Genomic DNA, 18648 nt, shown 5'->3' with positions numbered 1-18648 from the left:
CTTTCTTCAGGATGGAATTATCCCGCGACCGGGCGGAGGCACTTTTTATGCAGCCGCCCGGAAATTCGCCGCATTGGTCAGGCGGCGCGGCGCGTGGCGGCGGTGAGACGCTGCTCGGAGCCGGTGCGGAAGCGCTGCAGCAGCGCCACGAGATCGTCGACCTCGCCGCGCAGGCGGCGGGTTTCGGCCGACGTGCGCTCGACCATGCCCGAATTCTGCTGGGTGATCGTATCCATGTTGCGGATCGCGACGCTGACTTCGTTGACCCCGGTCGCCTGATCGCGCGCGGCAGCGGCGATATCGGCAACGAAGCGGTTGATGATGTCGATGCGGCTGATCATGTCGCTCAACGCGCTGCCCGTCGTGCTGACGATATCGACGCCTTCGTTCACCTGCGCGGAACTGTCGGAGATCAGGTTCTTGATCTCCTTGGCGGCGTCGGCGGTACGCTGGGCGAGCTGGCGGACTTCCTGCGCGACGACGGCAAAGCCCTTCCCCGCCTCTCCGGCGCGCGCCGCCTCGACACCAGCGTTCAGGGCGAGCAGGTTGGTCTGGAAGGCGATCTCGTCGATGACGCCGATGATCTTAGAGATCTCGGTCGAGGACTTCTCGATGCCGGCCATGGCGGACGCGGCGCTGTTGACGAGCTCGCCGGAATTCTTGGCCTTGTCCTGCGTCTCGCGAACGGCTTCGGACGCCTTCTCGGCATTGGCGGCGGTCTGGCCGACGCTGACGGCGAGTTGCTGGAGGGCCGCCGAGCTTTCCTCGACGCCGGCCGCCTGTTGCGCGGTGCGCAGCGCGAGATCGTCGGAAGCCTTGGCTATGACATCGGTGCCGCGCAGGATTTCGCCCGACGTCGCGCGGACCGAGGCGAAGGAGGCGCGTAGGGCGGCGACGGCGCGGTTGTAGTCCTCACCCATTTCCCTGAAGCTGCCGGGCAGGTCCGTCGGCAAGGTCGCCTCGAGGTCTCCGCGAGACAGGGCCTCCAGGCCGCGGCGCAGCTGATCGAGTGCAATCGCCTGATCCGATTCTGCCTTCACCCGTTCGGCTTCCAGTGCTTGGCGTCGCTCTTCCAGCGTTTCCAGATAGACGGAGATGGAGTAGTCCATGTCGAGCAGGGCAGCCTTGACGACAGCGGTAAGCTTGCCGGCCATTGCCTTGTCGTCGCGACGGCCGAAGATCGACGATCTCTGCTTTTCCATCATGCCGTTGATGAGATCGCCGATGATCAATGCATAGCCGCCGATATACCAGCGCGGCTCGAGGCCGATGCGCGCATGCGTCTTGCCGATCGTCTTGACGCCGTTGACATAGGCCTCGTCGAAATTGCCGCCGGCGATATTGGTCCAGTGCTGCTGCTGGCCCTTCTTCGCGTAATTCATGTGCTCCTTGTTGGAGAAGAACCTGGAGACGGCAGGTGTTCTCGCCAGCTTGTCGTAGAAACGATCGAGCGCACCGGAAAGCAGACCCGTCAGCGTCGGCCGCATCTCCCGCAGCGTGGCCCGCGCGGCGTCATCGAGTTCGATGAAATCGAGGCGTTCCTGGAGCACGGTGTCGGGTCGTTGGCTGCTCATGATGTCTCTGCTTTGCGGCTGACGTTAAACGGGAAGTTGAAGCAGAGCTTTCCGAGAATATAGTTGAGCAATGGTTAAATCAGCATTGGATTATTGGTGCCTATCGTGTGACCGGGTTCAGCGCGCCCTGAATATGTTCACGTTTTGATCTAGCCAGCCGCATGCATTTTGTTATGCTGCCAGCATGAACACATCCGAGTCGCTTCAATACCTCCTTTCGCAGATCGGTCCCGGAACGCTGGCGCTCGCCGGCGGGGCGATCGCGGCCGTTATCCTGCTGATGATCGTGCTTCTGCTGCGCGGCGGCCAATTGCGGCGCGAACAGGCGGCCGATGCCGACGACAGGATGGCCGAGCTCCTTAGGATCCAGGCGGAGATGCATGGGCGCATGGCGACGATGGCGGAGGTCTTCGGCTCGCGCCAGGCGGAGCTGAACCAGGCCATCAACCAGCGGCTGGACGGCATGACGCAGCGCGTCAGCACCACGATCAGCGAACAGACGAAATCGACACATGAAAACCTGCAGAGGCTGCAGGAGCGGCTGGCCGTGATCGACGCGGCGCAGAACAACATCCAGACATTGGCGAAGGACGTGGTCGGCCTGCAGGCGATCCTCTCCAACAAACAGACGCGCGGCGCCTTCGGCCAGTCGCGCATGGAGACCATCGTGGCCGACGGGTTGCCGATGGGCGCCTATGCCTTCCAGCACACCCTTTCTAACGGCTCGCGCCCGGACTGCATCATCCGCATGCCGAACGGAGCGCCGCCGCTCGTCATCGACGCCAAGTTTCCGCTCGAGGCCTGGAACGCCATCCGCGATGCCGGCGGGCCTGATGGCGCCAAGGTCGCCTCGCAGCAGTTCCGTCGCGACATGGAGATCCACATTCGCGATATCTCCGAGAAATACCTGCTTCAGGGCGAGACGCAGGACACAGCCTTCATGTTCGTGCCCTCGGAATCGATCTTCGCGGAGATTCATGAGAATTTCGAGGCGATCGTGCAGAAGGCGCACCGGTCGCGGATCGTCATCGTCTCGCCGTCGCTGCTGATGCTGTCGATCCAGGTGATCCAGGCGGTGCTGAAGGACCAGCGGATGCGGGCGCAGGCCAATGTCATCCAGGGCGAGGTCGCCCACCTGATGGACGATCTCGGCCGGCTGGACGAGCGCGTGCGCAAGCTGCAGGGCCACTTCGCCATGGCGCAGAAGGATGTCGACATGATCGTCACCTCCGCCGACAAGCTGACCAAGCGCGGCTCGAAGATCGAGGCGCTGGAGTTCGAAAGCGGCGAGAGCGCGAAACCGGAACGCGACAGCGAGACGGCGAAGTCGGTCGAGAGCCGGACCGGGCTGCTGAAGCTCAGGGTGGTTGACGACGAGTAAGCCCTTGTGCAGTGTCGCGCCCAAACAAAAGCATTCGGACGGGACACCCTCATGATCACAGTCTTCGGCTCCATCAACATGGACCTCATCGCCACCACTTCGCGCCTGCCCAAGCCCGGCGAAACCGTGGCCGGCAACGGCTTTTCGACGGCGGCCGGTGGCAAGGGCGCCAACCAGGCTCTGGCAGCGCGCCGGGCTGGCTGCACGGTGCATATGGCCGGGGCTGTCGGCCGGGATGGTTTCGCCGAGGCGGCGCTGGCCCTGCTCAAGGACGCTGGCACCGAACTTGGTAGTGTTAAGAAGGTCGACGAACCGACCGGCACGGCGCTGATCCTCGTCGGCGGCGACGGAGAGAACATGATCGCGGTCGTTCCCGGCGCCAATGGCACCGTGACGGCGGCGGATGCGGATGCGGCGATCGCCGGCATGAGCAAGGAAGACATCCTGATGCTGCAGCTCGAAGTGTCGGCGCCCGCCGTCGAGCGCGCGCTGGCGGCGGCCAGGGCAAAGGGTATCCGCACGGTTCTCAACCTGGCGCCGCTGATTGCGGACGCGGCGCGTCTCGGACGGCTGGCCGACATCGTCATCGCCAATGAAACGGAGTTCGAGCTCCTGGCCGGCGTCGACGGGATGGATGCCGCCGCACGCGAGGCTTCGCTGAAGAGGCTGCATGCGGAGACCGGACAGACGCTGATCGTGACGCTCGGCGCCGACGGCGTGATCGCCATCCGCGACGGGCAAATCTTCCAGGCCACCGGGTTGAAAATCGAGCCCGTCGATACCGTCGGCGCCGGCGACACGTTCTGCGGCTACTTCGCCGCCAGCCTCGATGAGGGGCTCGATTTCGAGACTGCGCTGCGCCGCGCCGCCGTCGCCGGATCGCTCGCCTGCCTCAAGCAGGGTGCCCAGCCGTCGATCCCCGAGAGCGCGGAAGTCGCAAACAAACTCTAGCCCAATCCCGGCGGCGACATGGGGGCCTACATCCCTTGTGCACCGGGGTATTTCAGTTGGATTTCATTCAAATTTAAGAGATTCTGGAGATGTTGCCGTGGACTGCCAGACCTTGCTGAAGGCTGGCCGTGACGCGGCGGCTCCATGAGGGAGCGACGCCTTGCTCGCTGCGCCGGTGAATGCCCCATCCGGCGCATACCCCCCTTGAGGACTCCATGTTCATCTTTCGCATGAAATCGCTTGCGGCCAAGCTCATCCTCATAACCGGCGTGGCAATCGCGCTGGTTCTTCTCGTTTCCAACTTTTTCCTGATCGACGAAACGCGCGACCGCGTGCGGACGCTGACAATGGACCAGGCGAACCTCGAGGCACGGGCGATCGCCAATGAAGTCGCTTCCTCCGTCGGCGAGCTCGCAGGCGCGGCGCGCTCCACCGCCGGCATCATCGGCCGCGGTCATGAAGCCAAGTATCTCGATCGCAAGGCCGTCGTCGATCTGCTGAAGGCCAATGTCGAGCGCAACCAGTTCGCCTTCGGCAGCTGGTTCGGCGAGGAGCCCAACGCATTCGACGGGCAGTCGCCCAATCTCGCCGGCCGGACCGATCTCGGCTCCGACAAGACCGGCGCGCTGAACGCCTACTGGACCAAGACCAAGGACGGCGGCTACACCTTCTCCGTCTTCAATTCCGACTACAAGGCCGAGTGGTACAGCCTGGCGGCCGCGAGCAAGAAGGGCGCGATCTCCTCGCCTTATGCCGAGAGCACCACCGGCGAGAACACCGCCATGACCTCGATCGGCTATCCGGTGATGTCTGGTGGCAAGATGATCGGCGTCAGCGGCGTCGACATCTCGCTCAAGGCGTTGGCCGACAAGCTCGGCAGCCTCCACCCCTTCGGCACCGGCCGCGTGACCCTTCTGTCGCAGGGCGGCAAGTGGATCGTCGCGCCGTCCAAGGATATGGCGATGAAGCCCTATGAGGGCGAAGGCACCGAGGCCGTCAAGAGCGCCCTTTCCACGCTTTCCCCTTCCGTCGTCAAGGATCTCGCCATCGATGGCGGCGAACAGTTCGACCGCGTCGTCTATCCCTTCGCCTTGCCCGACGTGAACACCAACTGGGTCATCCTGGTCGACGTGCCGCACAGCGCCATCAATGCGCCTGTGCAGGACCAGACCGTCATGATGATCGTTGCCGGCATCCTGGTGCTTGCCGCCGTCATGCTGGCGCTTTACTTCGCCGTTCGCGCCTTCGTGCAGCGTCCGCTCGCCGGCCTGGTTTCGAGCGTCAAGGCGCTCAGCGACGGCCGCTACGAGCAGGCTGTCGCCGGCCAGGATCGCGCCGACGAGATCGGCTCGGTCGCCAAGGCGCTGGAAGGCTTCCGCTTCGCGCTCGCCGATACGCAGCGCCTCGAAACCGAGGCGAACAACCAGCGCGACGCCGCCGAGGCCGAACGTGGCCGCTCCGAGAGCGAGCGCACGCAATCCGTCGCCCTGCAGCGCCGGATCGTCTCGATCGTCGGCGCCGGTCTATCCGAGCTGTCCCAAGGCAACCTCGGCCACCGCATCAACGAGGACTTCCCGGGCGAGTACGACAAGCTGAAGCAGGACTTCAACGCGGCACTCGCCGCGCTGGAAGAAACGATCACGACGATGAACTTCAGCGTCACCAACATCGGCTCCGGCACGAGCGAGATCAGCGGCAGCGCCTCCGACCTCGCCAAGCGCACCGAGCAGCAGGCAGCGAGCCTGGAAGAGACCGCGGCGGCGCTGAACGAGCTGACCGCACAGGTCAATTCGAGCGCGGACAATGCGCGTACGGCGGCTGAAAACGTCAACCACGCCTGCGAGAACGCCGAACGCTCCGGCGAGGTCGTCAGCAAGGCGATCGCCTCGATGCACGGCATCGAGCAGTCCTCGACCGAGGTCTCCCGCATCATCGGGGTCATCGACGAGATCGCTTTCCAGACCAACCTGCTTGCTCTGAATGCAGGCGTCGAGGCGGCCCGCGCCGGGGAAGCCGGCAAGGGCTTCGCGGTCGTCGCGCAGGAAGTTCGTGAACTGGCGCAGCGCTCCGCCAACGCCGCCAAGGAGATCAAGACGCTGATCAACACCTCGGCCGTGCAGGTCAAGGAAGGCGTCGAACTGGTCGGCCGCGCAGGCGATACGCTGCACAAGATTTCCGAGCAGGTGATGGGCATCAATGGCCTGATCCGCGAGATCTCGGCTTCCGCCAGCGAACAGGCCGTCGGCCTGAAGGAAGTCAGCCAGGCCATGAACCAGATGGACCAGGTGACGCAGCAGAACGCCGCCATGGTCGAGGAAACGACGGCTGCCAGCGTGGCGCTGAACGACGAGGCACAGACGCTGAAGCAGCTCGTCGCCCGCTTCCGCGTCACCGGCGCCGGCCATGCCTCGGCTCTGCGCTCCACCGCCCAGCAGATGCGCACACCTTCGGCAGCACCCGCCTACCGCCCGGCAGCGCCGGCACCGGCACCGCGCCGCATGGCCGTGCCGCAGACGCACGGATCGGCAGCATTGGCACAGGACAACTGGGAAGAGTTCTGAGGACGGCCAGAGCCAAACAAAGAAAGGCGCCGGAGCGATCCGGCGCCTTTTCTCATCGTGAAGCGAAATGGTTCAGGCCGCGTTCGACGTCTGCTCTTCGTTGAGGAAGGCATAGATCGCCGAGGCTGAATCGGTCGCGCGAAGCTTGGCGACGAGATCGTGGTCGCGCAGCACGCGGGCGATGCGCGACAGCGCCTTCAGGTGATCCGCACCCGCACCTTCCGGAGCGAGCAGCAGGAACACCAGGTCCACGGGCTGGTCGTCCAGCGCTTCGAAGTCGACCGGCTGATCGAGACGCGCGAAAACGCCGACGATGGAGGTCACGCTGGCGAGCTTGCCGTGCGGAATGGCGATCCCATTGCCCACGCCGGTCGAGCCGAGACGCTCGCGCTGAAGGACAACGTCGAAAATCTCCCGCTCGGACAGCCCGGTGACCTTGGACGCCTTAGACGCCAATTCCTGGAGGAGCTGCTTCTTGGAATTTACCCTGAGGGCGGGGATGATCGCATTTTGCTGCAGCAAATCTGCCAAAGCCATTTTATTTTCCTTCTGCGCCAAGAGGGGGAGCGGCAGCGCTACTGCCGCCCCTCGCCTTGATCTCAGCCTTTGATGTTGGCCGCATCAATCCAGCCAATGTTACCATCATGACGACGGTAAACGATGTTCAATTGTTCTTTACCGGGGCTGCGGAAGAGCAGCAGCGGTTCGTCCGTCATGTCGAGCGCCATCACGGCGGTCGCGACGGACATGGTCTTCAGTTGCTTCGTGCTTTCGGCGACGATCGCCGGCGCAAAATCATCCGGAATCTCATCATCGTGGTCCGGCATGCCATCCATGACGGTGTAGGCGACTTCCGCCGAGCCGTTCACATGATTGCCTGCGTGATGATCCTTGAGCTTGCGCTTGTAACGGCGAAGTCGCTTCTCGATACGTTCCGAAGCGGCATCGAAAGCCAGCTGCGGGTCCATGGCCTCTCCGGCGGCATGGAGAACAACACCGCTGTCCAGGTGAACCTTGCAATCGGCGGAAAACCGGGCATTGGCTTTCTGCACGATAACCTGGCTAGAATAGCCTCCGTCAAAGTACTTCGTCACGGCGACACCGATTTGGTCCTCAATCCGCTGACGGAACGAGTCACCAATTTCCATATGTTTACCGGATACACGCACACTCATGGAGTTTCCCTTCTTATAGTGGTTGCGAGTATCAGTTTACGCCAAGGCTCCCCCTCATCCAAGCATTTCAGGTGAACTCAAGCAAGATCGACTGAAGTCGCTGGCTCGGCGCATCCTGAGGATGATGGGGATAACTCAATACGCTGTCCACAGCGTCGATTGCGGCGGGCTTCTAACGAGAAGTTACCAAAGAGTCAACACACGCACTAATTCAGGGGTTGCAAATACGCCCAGCGGTTGATCCGAGTCTTCCTCAGAAACCCGCGACCTTGGCCAATGCCCGCTTCTCCCGGCGACGCTGGACCGAGGAGGCAATGTTCATGGCCTCCCGGTACTTTGCAACCGTACGTCGGGCAAGATCGATGCCGCTCTTCTTCAGGATCTCGACGATATCGTCGTCCGACAGCACGGCATCCGGGCTCTCCTGCGCGATCAGCGCGCGGATCTTGTGACGCACCGCTTCAGCCGAATGACTGTCGCCGCCCTCGACCGCGCTGATCGAAACCGTGAAGAAATATTTGAGCTCGAACAGGCCGCGGGGGGTCAGCATGTACTTGTTTGATGTCACGCGACTGACGGTCGATTCGTGCATCTTGATGGCGTCGGCCACGGTTTTCAGGTTGAGCGGGCGCAGATGGTCGACACCGTGCATCAGGAATGCATCCTGCTGCCGGACGATCTCCGTCGCCACCTTCATGATGGTCTTGGCGCGCTGGTCGAGGCTTCGCGTCAGCCAGTTCGCCGTCTGCAGGCATTCCGACAGGAAGGCGTGATCCTGGCCGTTCTTCGTGACCTTGGAGAAATAGGCCTGGTTGACCAGCACGCGCGGCAGCGTATCGGGATTGAGCTCGACCAGCCAGCTTCCGTCCGACGAGGGCCGCACCACGACATCAGGCGTGATGCCTTCGGATATGCCCGCCTCGAAGCCGCTACCGGGTTTCGGATTCAGCTGCCGGATCTCGGTCAGCATGTCGAGCAGATCTTCCTCGTCGACGCCGCAAAGCCGCTTCAAAGTCGCGAAATCGCGGCGGGCGAGCAGTTCGAGATTGCCGACGAAGGCTTGCATGGCGGGATCAAAGCGGTCTTTCTGACGCAGCTGGATCGCCAGGCATTCCGAAAGGTTGCGGGCGAAAACGCCCGGTGGATCAAGCGTCTGCAAGGCGGCAATGACGCGCTCGACATCGCCGAGGTCCGCGCCAAGCCGCTCGGAGACCTCGGCCGCCTCACCCTGCAGATATCCGGCTTCGTCGAGCTGGTCGACCAGATGCTGGGCGATCATGCGATCGGTCATGTCGGGCAGGACGAAGGGTAGTTGCTGGGTCAGGTGATCGCGCAGCGAGACCTGGCCGGCGACGAAATCATCGAGATCATAGCCTTCCGCCGCCTCTCCGCCACCAGGCATCGACTTCCACTGGCTCATCAGCTCCGGCGCGTCGGCGCGCACGGGAGCACCGTCGTCGGGATAGACATTGGCATAGTTGGCATCGAGTTCGTCGGTCAGGCGGCTGCTTCCGGCGCTGCCGTCGCTTTCGTACCAGTCAGCGGAGAGAACCTCCGAGCGGCTGTCATATCCGTCATCGGAACCGGTGTCTTCCGACTGGCGCTGGAAGGCGTCGTCGTCATCGCCGCCACGCTCGCTGCCTGTTTCGGCATCATTTGACGGAAACTCGAGCAGGGGGTTTTTCTCGACTTCCTGCGCGATGAACTGCGTGAGCTCGAAATGCGTCATCTGCAGCAACTGGATGGATTGCATCAGTTGCGGTGTCATCACCAATGACTGGCTTTGGCGCAGGAAAAGGTTGGCCGACAGTGCCATGCGGACGCGAAACTCCCGTTTTACTCCTCCGGGAAACCGCGTCCTGCCGGCCGCCCAGGCCACGGAAATCCAAGTTGGCCCAAAAATTGCTTTTTTATTGGATTTGGTCAAGCGGAAGTGTGACGGGAAGGTGAATTTCCGTCACCGGGGCTCGCATCAAAGGCTGAAATTGTCGCCGAGATAGAGCCGGCGCACTTCCGGATTGTTGACGATATCGTTGGCGCGACCATGGGTCAGCACCTCGCCCGCGTGGATGATATAGGCACGGTCGATGAGGCCGAGCGTCTCGCGGACATTGTGGTCGGTGATGAGAACGCCGATGCCGCGCGCCGTCAGATGGTGCACGAGGTTCTGGATATCGGCGACGGAAATAGGATCGACGCCGGCGAACGGCTCGTCGAGGAGCATGAAGGTCGGGTCGGTCGCCAGCGCGCGGGCGATTTCGAGACGGCGGCGCTCGCCGCCCGACAGCGACACGGCGGCGCTGGTGCGCAGCTTGCGAATATGGAATTCCTCGAGCAGTTCGTCGAGCTTCTTCTCGCGCTCCGCCTTGTCCTTGACGTGCACTTCGAGCACGGCGCGGATATTTTCCTCGACCGTCAGGCCGCGAAAGATCGAGGCTTCCTGCGGCAGATAGCCGACGCCGAGGCGCGAACGGCGATACATCGGCATCGTCGTCACGTCGTTGCCGTCGATCTCGATCGTGCCCTCATCGACGGGCACAAGGCCGGTGATCATGTAGAAACAGGTGGTCTTGCCGGCGCCGTTCGGGCCGAGAAGGCCAACGGCCTCGCCGCGACGGACGACCAGCGATACGCCGTTGACGACACGGCGCGTGCTGTAGGTCTTGGTCAGACCGCGCGCGATGAGCGTGCCCTGATAGCGGCTCTTGTCACCGGCACCAGCATCTGCCGCAGCGTGCGGGACAGCCTTGTCGGACTTTGTCGATAGCGAGAATAATTTCACGAGGTCTGGCCGGGGTCAGTTCTTTTTCTGTGATTTCGGATCAAGCTGAATCTGGACGCGCCCCCCGCAGCTGTCCAGTTGCGCCTGCCCCGTCGCCATGTGTACCGTCAGCTGGCAGCCGGTGAAGACGTTGCCGCCATCGGACAGGACGACCTTGTCGCCCTTCAGGATGAAGACCTGCTGGGCCATGTCGAACGAGCCGTTGTCGGCGGTCGCGGTCTGCGTTCCGGAGCTCAGGAACACCTTGTCGGTGACGATAATGTGGTCGATGTCGGCGCTGCCCGAGGCGATCGACGGCGTCGCCGCCTTTGCATCGCTGGCCTTGGTCGCATCGCCAGCCTTGGCGGCGTCGGCTGCCTTGGCCTTGTAGAAGACGGTCATGTGACCAGCCTGCAGCGTCGTCGAACCCTGCACGACCTTGACGTTGCCGGTGAAATCGGCGGTCTTTTCCTGGTCGTGTATTTCCAGCTTGTCGCTTTCGATCTGGATCGGCTCGTCCTGCGACAGCTTCAGACCGTTCATCTGGCTGGTCGTTGCCTGCGCCAAGGCGCCGCCTGCCAGTAGCATGAGCGCGAGCGCGCCATTGAAGAATACTGCGCCCGTCTTGCGGGTAGAAATGCGACAATCGTTTGTCATGGTGACCCGGCTGTTAGCTGCCCTGTTTGCGAATGGCGGATGGATCGACATTCATGCGTACATTCCCCTCGAATGTAATCGTCCGCCCCTTATCCGTCATATTGAGTGAGTTCGCAACAATCGACGCGCCATCTTTTTGGATGGTCACGGGATCCTGCGTTGCAAGCTTGCCGCCCTTGATATCAACCTTGGCGGACTGGAAATCGGCCTTCATGCCGCTGCTCAGCTGAATGACGAAGGGCGATTTCACGTCGAGATTGTCGGTGGCGCGATCGTAATCGGCCGCGGTTGCCTCAACCCTGGCGATCAAATCGTCCTTGACGGGAACCGCCGCCTTGATCGTTTCGAGCGTGATGAGGTTCGGGTTCTTGATATCCTGCAGCGCACGCTCGGCCAGCATCGAATAGTTGATACCGTCGGAATTGCGGCCTGATATGGCCGGCTTTTCCATCACGACCTTGCCGTTTTCGATCTTGGCGCCTTCGATCTTGATGTTTTCGGGCAGGTAGGTGCGAAACAGCGAGACGCCGATGAAAGCAAGCGAAACGATGACGGCGGCGACAGGCAGCAGCACTTTCAGGCGGCGGACGCGGGCGGAATGGAACCGCGCGTCGCCATAGGCGCTCCTCGCGGGCTTCACATATTCAGCCTTTCCGCTTGTGTTCAAAGTATTGAGCATAACCTGGTCCGTGTGGTGATCGGGAAACCTATATAGGTAAGTTCTCGGCGGATCACAGTTCGTTTCGCATTATTACACTGCCTTGCCAATAAGGAATTTTTTCTGCAACAAGCAACAACGGAAATAAAATCCGGCTAAGCGACATTTCCGCAAGCCTTGCGAGCCCTAGATCGATCGGGTGTCCGCGGGGTCCGGCGGACTGGAGGAACTATGGATAGCTCGACAATCGCCGATCGGCGCAGACTTCGCCGCAAGCTCAGCTTCTGGCGGATCGTTGCCGTTCTGCTGGTGCTGGGCATCGCGCTCGCGGCCTACGGCTTCTGGTTCGAGGACAGCGGAACAAGCCGCCCGCATGTGGCCCACGTCACCATTTCCGGCCTGATCACCGACAATGACGAGCTACTGGAACGGCTGGCGAAGATCGAGAAGAACGATGCGGTCAAGGCCGTGGTGGTCTCGATCTCGTCGCCCGGCGGCACGACCTATGGCGGCGAGCGCATCTTCAAGGCGATCCGCGCCATCGCCGCCAAGAAGCCCGTCGTTTCCGACGTACGCACGCTGGCGGCGTCCGCCGGCTACATGATCGCTACCGCCGGCGACATGATCATTGCCGGCGACAGCTCGATCACCGGCTCGATCGGCGTCATCTTCCAGTATCCGCAGGTCAAGCCGCTTCTCGACAAGCTCGGCGTCTCCATGGAGGAGATCAAGTCCTCGCCGCTGAAGGCGGAGCCCTCGCCCTTCCATCCGGCCAGCGAAGAGGCCAAGGCGATGATCAACAACATGATCGTCGACAGCTATGGCTGGTTCGTCGATCTCGTCGCCGAACGCCGCAAGCTGCCGCGCGAGGAGGTGCTGAAGCTCGCCGACGGCACCATCTTTACCGGCCGCCAGGCGCTGAAGGTGAAGCTGATCGACCAGCTCGGCGACGACCAGGATATCCGCGCCTATCTCGCCACGCGCAACGTCAGCAAGGACCTGCCGGAGATCGAGTGGGACAAGAAGAGCAGCACGCCGTTCCTGCTCGCCGGCGCCACTTCGCAGATCCTGCAGCTGCTCGGCTACGGCGATCTCGTCAAGGGCCAGGACTTCACTGGAATCCTGCCGCAGAAGTTGCTTCTTGACGGGCTCGTTTCAGTTTGGCAGGTTGGCCACGAGTGATAAGAAATCAATAATTTAAGGGGGCGACTGTGATCAAGTCCGAACTGGTGCAGATCGTTGCGGCACGCAACCCACATCTTTATCATCGTGACGTCGAGAATATCGTCAACGCCGTTCTCGACGAGATCACCGATGCGCTGGCCGCGGGCAACCGCGTGGAGCTGCGCGGCTTCGGCGCCTTCTCGGTGAAGAACCGCCCTTCCCGCTCCGGCCGCAATCCGCGCACCGGCGACACCGTGTTCGTCGAGGAGAAGTGGGTGCCCTTCTTCAAGACCGGCAAGGAGTTGCGCGAGCGGCTGAATCCCGGCCAGGCCGACCAGGACGATTGATCCACCGCCTGCGACCTGACGGCACTTGAACTCCGCCGTGGCGCGCCTATTCTGCATGGTCGAAGCGCCGGGAAAAACGGCGCCGACCTGATGCATACGGAGGCCGAAGCATGGCGAAAAAGATCATCAACCTTTTGATTTTGCTGCCAATCGGCATTGTGCTCATCATCTTCTGCGTGGCCAACCGGCAGAGCGTGACGATGGCGTTCAATCCCTTCCGGCCCGAAGACCAGGTACTGTCGATCTCCGCGCCGCTGTTCGTCTTCCTGTTTATTGCCGTCATCGCCGGCATGCTGATCGGCTCGGCCGCCACATGGTTCAATCAGGGCAAGCACCGCAGGCGCGCCCGCTTCGAAGCCAAGGAAGCCGTTCGCTGGCAGGGCGAAGCCGACCGTCACAAGGCCCGTTCCGAAAACATCGCGGGGCAGCTGCCCTCGCGATAAGGCGGGCGGCGAACCATACGACCTCGGCCAGCGCAAATCCTCCCCGACCGGGTGCCGGCCTGAAAAAAATTCGAGGCAATGTCGCAATCGCCTCGGCTCGAACGTCTTCATAAGCGTGATGGCGCGACGGATAACCTCCGGGGAGACGCGCCAGGTTTGCTATCGCTGGCGTGGAGGTTAGGCGGTCATGAGCATTTCCTATCGTTGGGTCATCGTCGGCGCCGGTGCGCTGATGACATGCGTCGCGCTCGGCGCGATGTTTTCGCTTGCCATCTTCCAGGAGCCGATCGCCGAGGAAACCGGCTGGTCGCATGCCGGCATCGCCACCGCGATGACGCTCAACTTCATCGTCATGGGGATCGGCGGATTCGTCTGGGGTGCGGCGAGCGACCGCTTCGGGCCGCGCGCCGTGGTGCTGACGGGATCGGCGCTGCTGGGGCTGGCGCTCGTCGTCGCCAGCCGGGCCGAGACACTGCTCGCGTTCCAGCTCAGCTACGGCATCCTCGTCGGCGTCGCGGCCAGCACGTTCTTTGCGCCGATGATGGCGGCGACCATGGGCTGGTTCAAGGAAAACCGGGGGCTTGCCGTATCGCTGGTCTCGGCCGGCATGGGCGTCGCGCCGATGACGATCTCTCCCTTCGCACGCTGGCTGATCTCCGCCTCCGACTGGCGCACCGCGATGCTGATTATCGGCATCGGCGCCTGGGTTCTGCTGATCCCGGCGGCGCTTTTGGTGCGTCGCCCGGCGGAAGAGACGGAAGAGCCGGAGGCCAATGCCTTCACCGAGGACGGCCGCCGGCCATCGCTCATGAGCGTCTTCCGCTCGCCGCAGTTCCTCGTCCTCGGCTTCACCTTCTTCGCCTGCTGCGCGGCGCATTCGGGGCCGATCTTCCATATGGTCAACTATGCCAGCATCTGCGGCATCGCGCCGATGGCGGCTGTCAGCATCTACAGCGTCGAAGGGCTCGCCGGCCTTGGCGGCCGCATCCTCTATGGCACGCTGGCCGACAGGCTCGGCGTCAAGCCCGTTCTCGTCGCAGGCCTCACGGTGCAGGCGGCGGCGCTGGCGACCTATCTTCTGGTCAGCGAACTCAGCCAATTCTACGCGCTCGCCATCATCTTCGGCGGCGCCTATGGCGGCGTGATGCCGCTCTACGCGGTGCTGGCGCGCGAATATTTCGGACCGAAGATCGTCGGCACCGTGCTCGGCGCCGCCACCATGCTGTCAAGCATCGGCATGGCTTTCGGACCGCTGATCGGCGGCTGGATCTTCGACACCTACGCCAATTATTCCTGGCTGTTCATCGGCTCGGCGTTGGTCGGCCTCGGAGCCGCAGCCATCGCACTCGCCTTCCCACCGCTGCCTCGGGAGCGGGAAGCGGTGGCACAGCCTGGTTGAGATCGGCATTGAAAAATACGCGTGGGCGGGTATCAGGTTCGCCCACCCGCGACAAAAGTCAGTTCCTCATAATCGCCCTCGGCGGATCGGCCCTCTCCCGTCACGGTGAAACCGTTGGCGACGTAAAAGGCCTTGGCGGCGGTGTTGTTGACCAGGCATTTCAGGCGGTAGGTGTGGTGCGGCCAGTCCGGCAGGCTGTGGAGCAGCGCCTTGCCCGCGCCTTTGGCCTGCCAATACGGGCTGATGTAGAGCATGTGGATGAAATCGTCGGCGGCCCAGAGCGTCATGAAACCCGATATCTCGCCATCCGGCGTCTCTGCCAGCCAGAGCATTTCGCCCTGCGTGTGCGAGAAGAAATCCTCGTGGCGAAAGCGCAGCGGATCGACCCAGGTGAAGGTGGATCGGCGTACCGAGAGGTAGATATCGGCAAGCGTTTCCAGATCCTCTCGTCGCGCGGAGCGGATGATCCAGTTCATGGACGGCGACGAGGCGGCGATCTCAGTCAATTCACAAGCTCCTATTGCGCCGCCCTCGCGCTTACCGCCGCGTTGAAATCCGAAAAGAACTGCCGTGCCAGCTTTTGCGATGTGGAATCCACCAGTCGGGCGCCGAGCTGGGCGATCTTGCCGCCGACCTGCGCGCGAGCGGCGTATTGCAGGATCGTCTCTGCTCCGTCCTCCTTCAGCACGACATCGGCGCCACCCTTGGCAAAGCCCGCGATGCCGCCCTTGCCTTCGCCGAATATGGTGTAGCTCTCCGGCGCGTTGATATTCGACAGCGTCACCTCACCGTTGAAGGTGGCTGAGACGGGACCGACCTTGAGCTTGACGGCCGCCGTCAACTCCGTCGGCGACTTCAATTCGAGCGTCTGACAGCCCGGTATGCACTGCTTCAACACCTCGGGATCGTTCAGCGCCGCCCAGACGATATCGCGTGGGGCGGTGATGCGCTCTTCGCCGATCAAGTCCATCTGAAATCCTCCCATTTCGACTTCGGCAAACTATCCCAGCCGGAAAGCGCTTTGCCAAGGTGAAACGGAATGCTATTTGCACGGGCTCTATCGAATTCAGCACGCGGAAGACCACGTTGAGACAAAAAGAACGCCGGCCGGGCCAGAAGTCCGCCGCCGGTCCATCCGGCGGACGCCGGGGCGACGAGCGCGGCAGCAGCCGCCCGCAAAAGCCCGTGAACAAGCCGGCACCGCCGCGCCAGCAGGCCGCGCGCGAGCCCGTGGCAGCGCCGGCAGCACCCGAGCGCCCGCTGATGGCGCGCGGCGGCGAGCGCCCGCCCGAACGCGTTCCCGTGATCCTTGAATCACTGGGCGCCGGCGATTTTCACCTGATCGACAGCGGCAACGGCGAGAAGCTGGAGCAATACGGCCCCTACCGCATCATCCGTCCGGAAGCGCAGGCGCTCTGGCGGCCCTCCTTGCCGCAGCAGGTGTGGGACAAGATCGACGCGGCCTTTACCGGCGACACCGACGAGGAAGGCACCGGGCGCTGGCGGTTTCCGAAGGAAGCGCTCGGCGAGACGTGGCCGCTCAACCTTCTCGGCGTGGATTTCCTCGGCCGGTTCACCTCGTTCCGACATGTCGGCGTGTTTCCCGAGCAGATCGTCCACTGGACATGGATGAAGCAGCAAGTAGAGGCGGCCGGGCGGCCGCTCAAGGTGCTGAACCTGTTCGGCTATACCGGCGTCGCGTCGCTGGTGGCGGCCGCCGCCGGCGCAGAGGTCACCCATGTCGACGCCTCGAAGAAGGCTATCGGCTGGGCGCGCGAGAACCAGGCGCTGAGCCGGCTCGACAAGGCGCCGATCCGCTGGATCTGCGAGGACGCGATGAAGTTCATCCTGCGCGAGGAACGGCGCGGCAACAGCTACGACATCATCCTCACCGACCCGCCGAAATTCGGACGCGGGCCGAACGGCGAGGTCTGGCACCTGTTCGACCACCTGCCGCTGATGCTGGATGTCTGCCGCGAGATCCTGTCGCCGAAGGCCGTCGGCCTCGTTCTGACCGCCTATTCGATCCGCGCCAGCTTCTATTCGATCCACGAGCTGATGCGCGAGACCATGCGCGGCGCCGGCGGCGTGGTGGAATCGGGCGAGCTCGTCATCCGCGAAGCCGGGCTCGACGGCGATACGCCCGGCCGCGCGCTCTCCACATCCCTCTTTTCCCGCTGGGTGCCGAAATGAGCCACGAACATCGCGACCACGGTCCCCGCCGGGTGGGGCAGGTGAAGGAAGTCACCTCGCTTGCCAATCCGATCATCAAGGACATCAAGGCGCTCAGCGACAAGAAGACCCGCGAGCAGAGCGGCACCTTCATGGCCGAGGGTCTGAAGCTCGTCATCGACGCGATCGAACTCGGCTGGACGATCCGCACGCTCGTCTACGCCAAGGCCGCCAAGGGCAAGCCGCTCGTTGAGCAGATGGCCGCGAAGACGGTCGCCGGCGGCGGGCTGGTGCTCGAGGTGAGCGAAAAGGTGCTGTCCTCGGTTACCCGGCGCGACAATCCGCAGATGGTCGTCGGCATCTTCGAGACCCGCTGGAAGCCGCTGCGCGAGATCCATCCGCGTGAGGGCGAGACGTGGATCGCGCTCGACCGGGTGCGCGACCCCGGCAATCTCGGCACCATCATCCGCACCGCCGACGCCGCCGGCGCCTCCGGCGTCATCCTCGTCGGGGAATCGACCGACCCGTTCTCGCTGGAGACGGTGCGCGCCACCATGGGATCGGTGTTCGCCGTTCCCGTCGCGCGCGCGACGCCCGACGAGTTCATCGCCTGGAAGAAGCAGGCCGGCGTATCGGTCGTTGCCACGCATCTGGCAGGCTCGGTCGACTACCGCACGATCGACTACAAGAAGAAGCCCGTCGTCATTCTGATGGGCAACGAGCAATCCGGCCTGCCGGAGCATCTCGCCAGCCAGGCCGATGCCCTTGCCCGCATTCCGCAGCAGGGCCGCGCCGATTCGCTCAATCTCGCCGTCGCCAGCGCCGTGATGCTGTTCGAGGCGCGGCGCCATCTCCTCTCACTCACCGAGGCCAAATGACCGAGCAGACGTCAGACCGCACGGCGCTGTTTTCAAGACCGCTGCCGATCCTGATCTTCATCGTCCTTGCCGTCGTCATCGACCAGATCGTCAAGATCGTCGTCGATCACACGTTGCCGCTGCAGCAGGCGGTGCATGTGATCCCGATGCTGGCGCTCTACCGCACCTACAACCTCGGCGTCGCCTTCTCGATGCTGGAAGGCATGGATGGCTGGTTCATCGTCGGCATGCGGTTGATCATCGTCGCCTTCGTCATCTGGCTGTGGCGCAGGACCGGCAAGCAGCGCACCTTCGCGCATCTCGGCTACGCGCTGATCATATCGGGCGCGCTCGGCAACCTGATCGACCGCTTTCTCTACGGGCACGTCATCGACTACATCCTGTTCTACACCGAGACATGGTCCTTCGCGGTCTTCAACCTGGCCGACAGCTTCATCACCATCGGCGCGGGATGCGTGATATTGGACGAGCTGATACAACCTAAAAACGCGGATCGCTAAAGTTTTAACCATTTGCTGAAGGCATTT

The 18648-nt window shown here is 62.9% G+C and carries 19 protein-coding genes; 10 read left to right on the top strand and 9 right to left on the bottom strand.

All coding sequences use genetic code 11. From position 1 onward, the window contains the following. Positions 1–77: 77 nt before the first annotated feature. Entirely contained in the window at positions 78–1574 is a 1497-nt protein-coding gene (locus QTL95_RS09770; RefSeq protein ID WP_289719785.1) for a globin-coupled sensor protein, read from the bottom strand. Positions 1575–1758: 184 nt separating this feature from the next. Between QTL95_RS09770 and QTL95_RS09765 the strand changes: the two genes are divergently transcribed. The 3 genes from QTL95_RS09765 to QTL95_RS09755 all read left to right on the top strand — a co-directional run bounded on the left by QTL95_RS09765 (position 1759) and on the right by QTL95_RS09755 (position 6467). Beyond that, entirely contained in the window at positions 1759–2955 is a 1197-nt protein-coding gene (locus QTL95_RS09765) for a DNA recombination protein RmuC (protein WP_289719784.1), read from the top strand. Between the two features lie 51 nt (positions 2956–3006). After that, on the top strand, positions 3007–3906 hold the full coding sequence (locus tag QTL95_RS09760) for a ribokinase (protein WP_289719783.1): 900 nt from the start codon (positions 3007–3009) through the stop codon (positions 3904–3906). A gap of 215 nt (positions 3907–4121) precedes the next feature. Then, complete coding sequence (locus QTL95_RS09755) at positions 4122–6467, top strand: methyl-accepting chemotaxis protein (protein WP_289719782.1); 2346 nt, start codon at positions 4122–4124, stop codon at positions 6465–6467. A gap of 72 nt (positions 6468–6539) precedes the next feature. Here QTL95_RS09755 and ptsN read toward each other — a convergent pair whose 3' ends face one another. From ptsN to lptC, 6 genes are all read right to left on the bottom strand, one after another. Then, the gene (gene ptsN, locus QTL95_RS09750; protein WP_289719781.1) at positions 6540–7004 is read right to left on the bottom strand and encodes a PTS IIA-like nitrogen regulatory protein PtsN; all 465 of its coding nucleotides are present in this window, start codon (positions 7002–7004) and stop codon (positions 6540–6542) included. A gap of 62 nt (positions 7005–7066) precedes the next feature. Then, positions 7067–7642 carry a ribosome hibernation-promoting factor, HPF/YfiA family gene (gene hpf, locus QTL95_RS09745; RefSeq protein ID WP_037187855.1) on the bottom strand — a complete coding sequence of 192 codons (576 nt, stop codon included), beginning with the start codon at positions 7640–7642 and terminating at the stop codon, positions 7067–7069. Between the two features lie 253 nt (positions 7643–7895). Continuing rightward, positions 7896–9458 carry an RNA polymerase factor sigma-54 gene (gene rpoN, locus QTL95_RS09740; RefSeq protein WP_289719780.1) on the bottom strand — a complete coding sequence of 521 codons (1563 nt, stop codon included), beginning with the start codon at positions 9456–9458 and terminating at the stop codon, positions 7896–7898. Between the two features lie 156 nt (positions 9459–9614). Further along, positions 9615–10424 (bottom strand): LPS export ABC transporter ATP-binding protein, encoded by an 810-nt coding sequence (lptB, locus tag QTL95_RS09735; protein ID WP_442981279.1) that lies wholly within the window; start codon positions 10422–10424, stop codon positions 9615–9617. Positions 10425–10439: 15 nt separating this feature from the next. After that, positions 10440–11060: an LptA/OstA family protein gene (locus QTL95_RS09730; RefSeq protein ID WP_289719779.1), complete on the bottom strand. Its 621-nt coding sequence runs from the start codon at positions 11058–11060 to the stop codon at positions 10440–10442. Positions 11061–11073: 13 nt separating this feature from the next. After that, complete coding sequence (gene lptC, locus QTL95_RS09725) at positions 11074–11739, bottom strand: LPS export ABC transporter periplasmic protein LptC (RefSeq protein ID WP_289719778.1); 666 nt, start codon at positions 11737–11739, stop codon at positions 11074–11076. A 210-nt stretch (positions 11740–11949) separates the two neighbouring features. Here lptC and sppA point away from each other — a divergent pair, with 210 nt between their 5' ends. From sppA to QTL95_RS09705, 4 genes are all read left to right on the top strand, one after another. Further along, on the top strand, positions 11950–12900 hold the full coding sequence (sppA, locus tag QTL95_RS09720) for a signal peptide peptidase SppA (RefSeq protein WP_289719777.1): 951 nt from the start codon (positions 11950–11952) through the stop codon (positions 12898–12900). 29 nt (positions 12901–12929) lie between these two features. Then, positions 12930–13229, top strand: a complete 300-nt coding sequence (locus tag QTL95_RS09715) for an integration host factor subunit beta (protein ID WP_018898213.1) — start codon at positions 12930–12932, stop codon at positions 13227–13229. A gap of 110 nt (positions 13230–13339) precedes the next feature. Then, positions 13340–13672: a LapA family protein gene (locus QTL95_RS09710; RefSeq protein WP_289719776.1), complete on the top strand. Its 333-nt coding sequence runs from the start codon at positions 13340–13342 to the stop codon at positions 13670–13672. A gap of 187 nt (positions 13673–13859) precedes the next feature. Continuing rightward, positions 13860–15071, top strand: coding sequence for an MFS transporter (locus QTL95_RS09705; protein WP_289719775.1), 1212 nt, complete (start codon positions 13860–13862; stop codon positions 15069–15071). Between the two features lie 32 nt (positions 15072–15103). Here the strand turns inward: QTL95_RS09705 and QTL95_RS09700 are convergent, their stop codons facing one another. Both QTL95_RS09700 and QTL95_RS09695 read right to left on the bottom strand, forming a co-directional pair. Continuing rightward, a complete protein-coding gene (locus tag QTL95_RS09700) occupies positions 15104–15547 on the bottom strand; it encodes a GNAT family N-acetyltransferase (RefSeq protein WP_289720344.1) in 444 nt (147 codons plus the stop codon). Positions 15548–15588: 41 nt separating this feature from the next. After that, the gene (locus QTL95_RS09695) at positions 15589–16041 is read right to left on the bottom strand and encodes an SRPBCC family protein (RefSeq protein ID WP_289719774.1); all 453 of its coding nucleotides are present in this window, start codon (positions 16039–16041) and stop codon (positions 15589–15591) included. Positions 16042–16157: 116 nt separating this feature from the next. Between QTL95_RS09695 and QTL95_RS09690 the strand changes: the two genes are divergently transcribed. From QTL95_RS09690 to lspA, 3 genes are read left to right on the top strand one after another with little or no spacing between them, the layout of a single operon-like run. Continuing rightward, a complete protein-coding gene (locus tag QTL95_RS09690) occupies positions 16158–17264 on the top strand; it encodes a class I SAM-dependent methyltransferase (RefSeq protein WP_289719773.1) in 1107 nt (368 codons plus the stop codon). Next, complete coding sequence (locus QTL95_RS09685) at positions 17261–18121, top strand: TrmH family RNA methyltransferase (RefSeq protein WP_289719772.1); 861 nt, start codon at positions 17261–17263, stop codon at positions 18119–18121. The genes QTL95_RS09690 and QTL95_RS09685 overlap by 4 nt, the downstream gene beginning before the upstream one ends. Next, the gene (gene lspA, locus QTL95_RS09680) at positions 18118–18621 is read left to right on the top strand and encodes a signal peptidase II (protein WP_289719771.1); all 504 of its coding nucleotides are present in this window, start codon (positions 18118–18120) and stop codon (positions 18619–18621) included. Before QTL95_RS09685 ends, lspA begins: the two co-directional genes overlap by 4 nt. Positions 18622–18648 lie beyond the last annotated feature (27 nt).

Source organism: Rhizobium sp. S152 (assembly GCF_030380735.1).
Taxonomy (GTDB): domain Bacteria; phylum Pseudomonadota; class Alphaproteobacteria; order Rhizobiales; family Rhizobiaceae; genus Rhizobium.
This window is presented reverse-complemented; position numbering and strand designations above follow the sequence as displayed.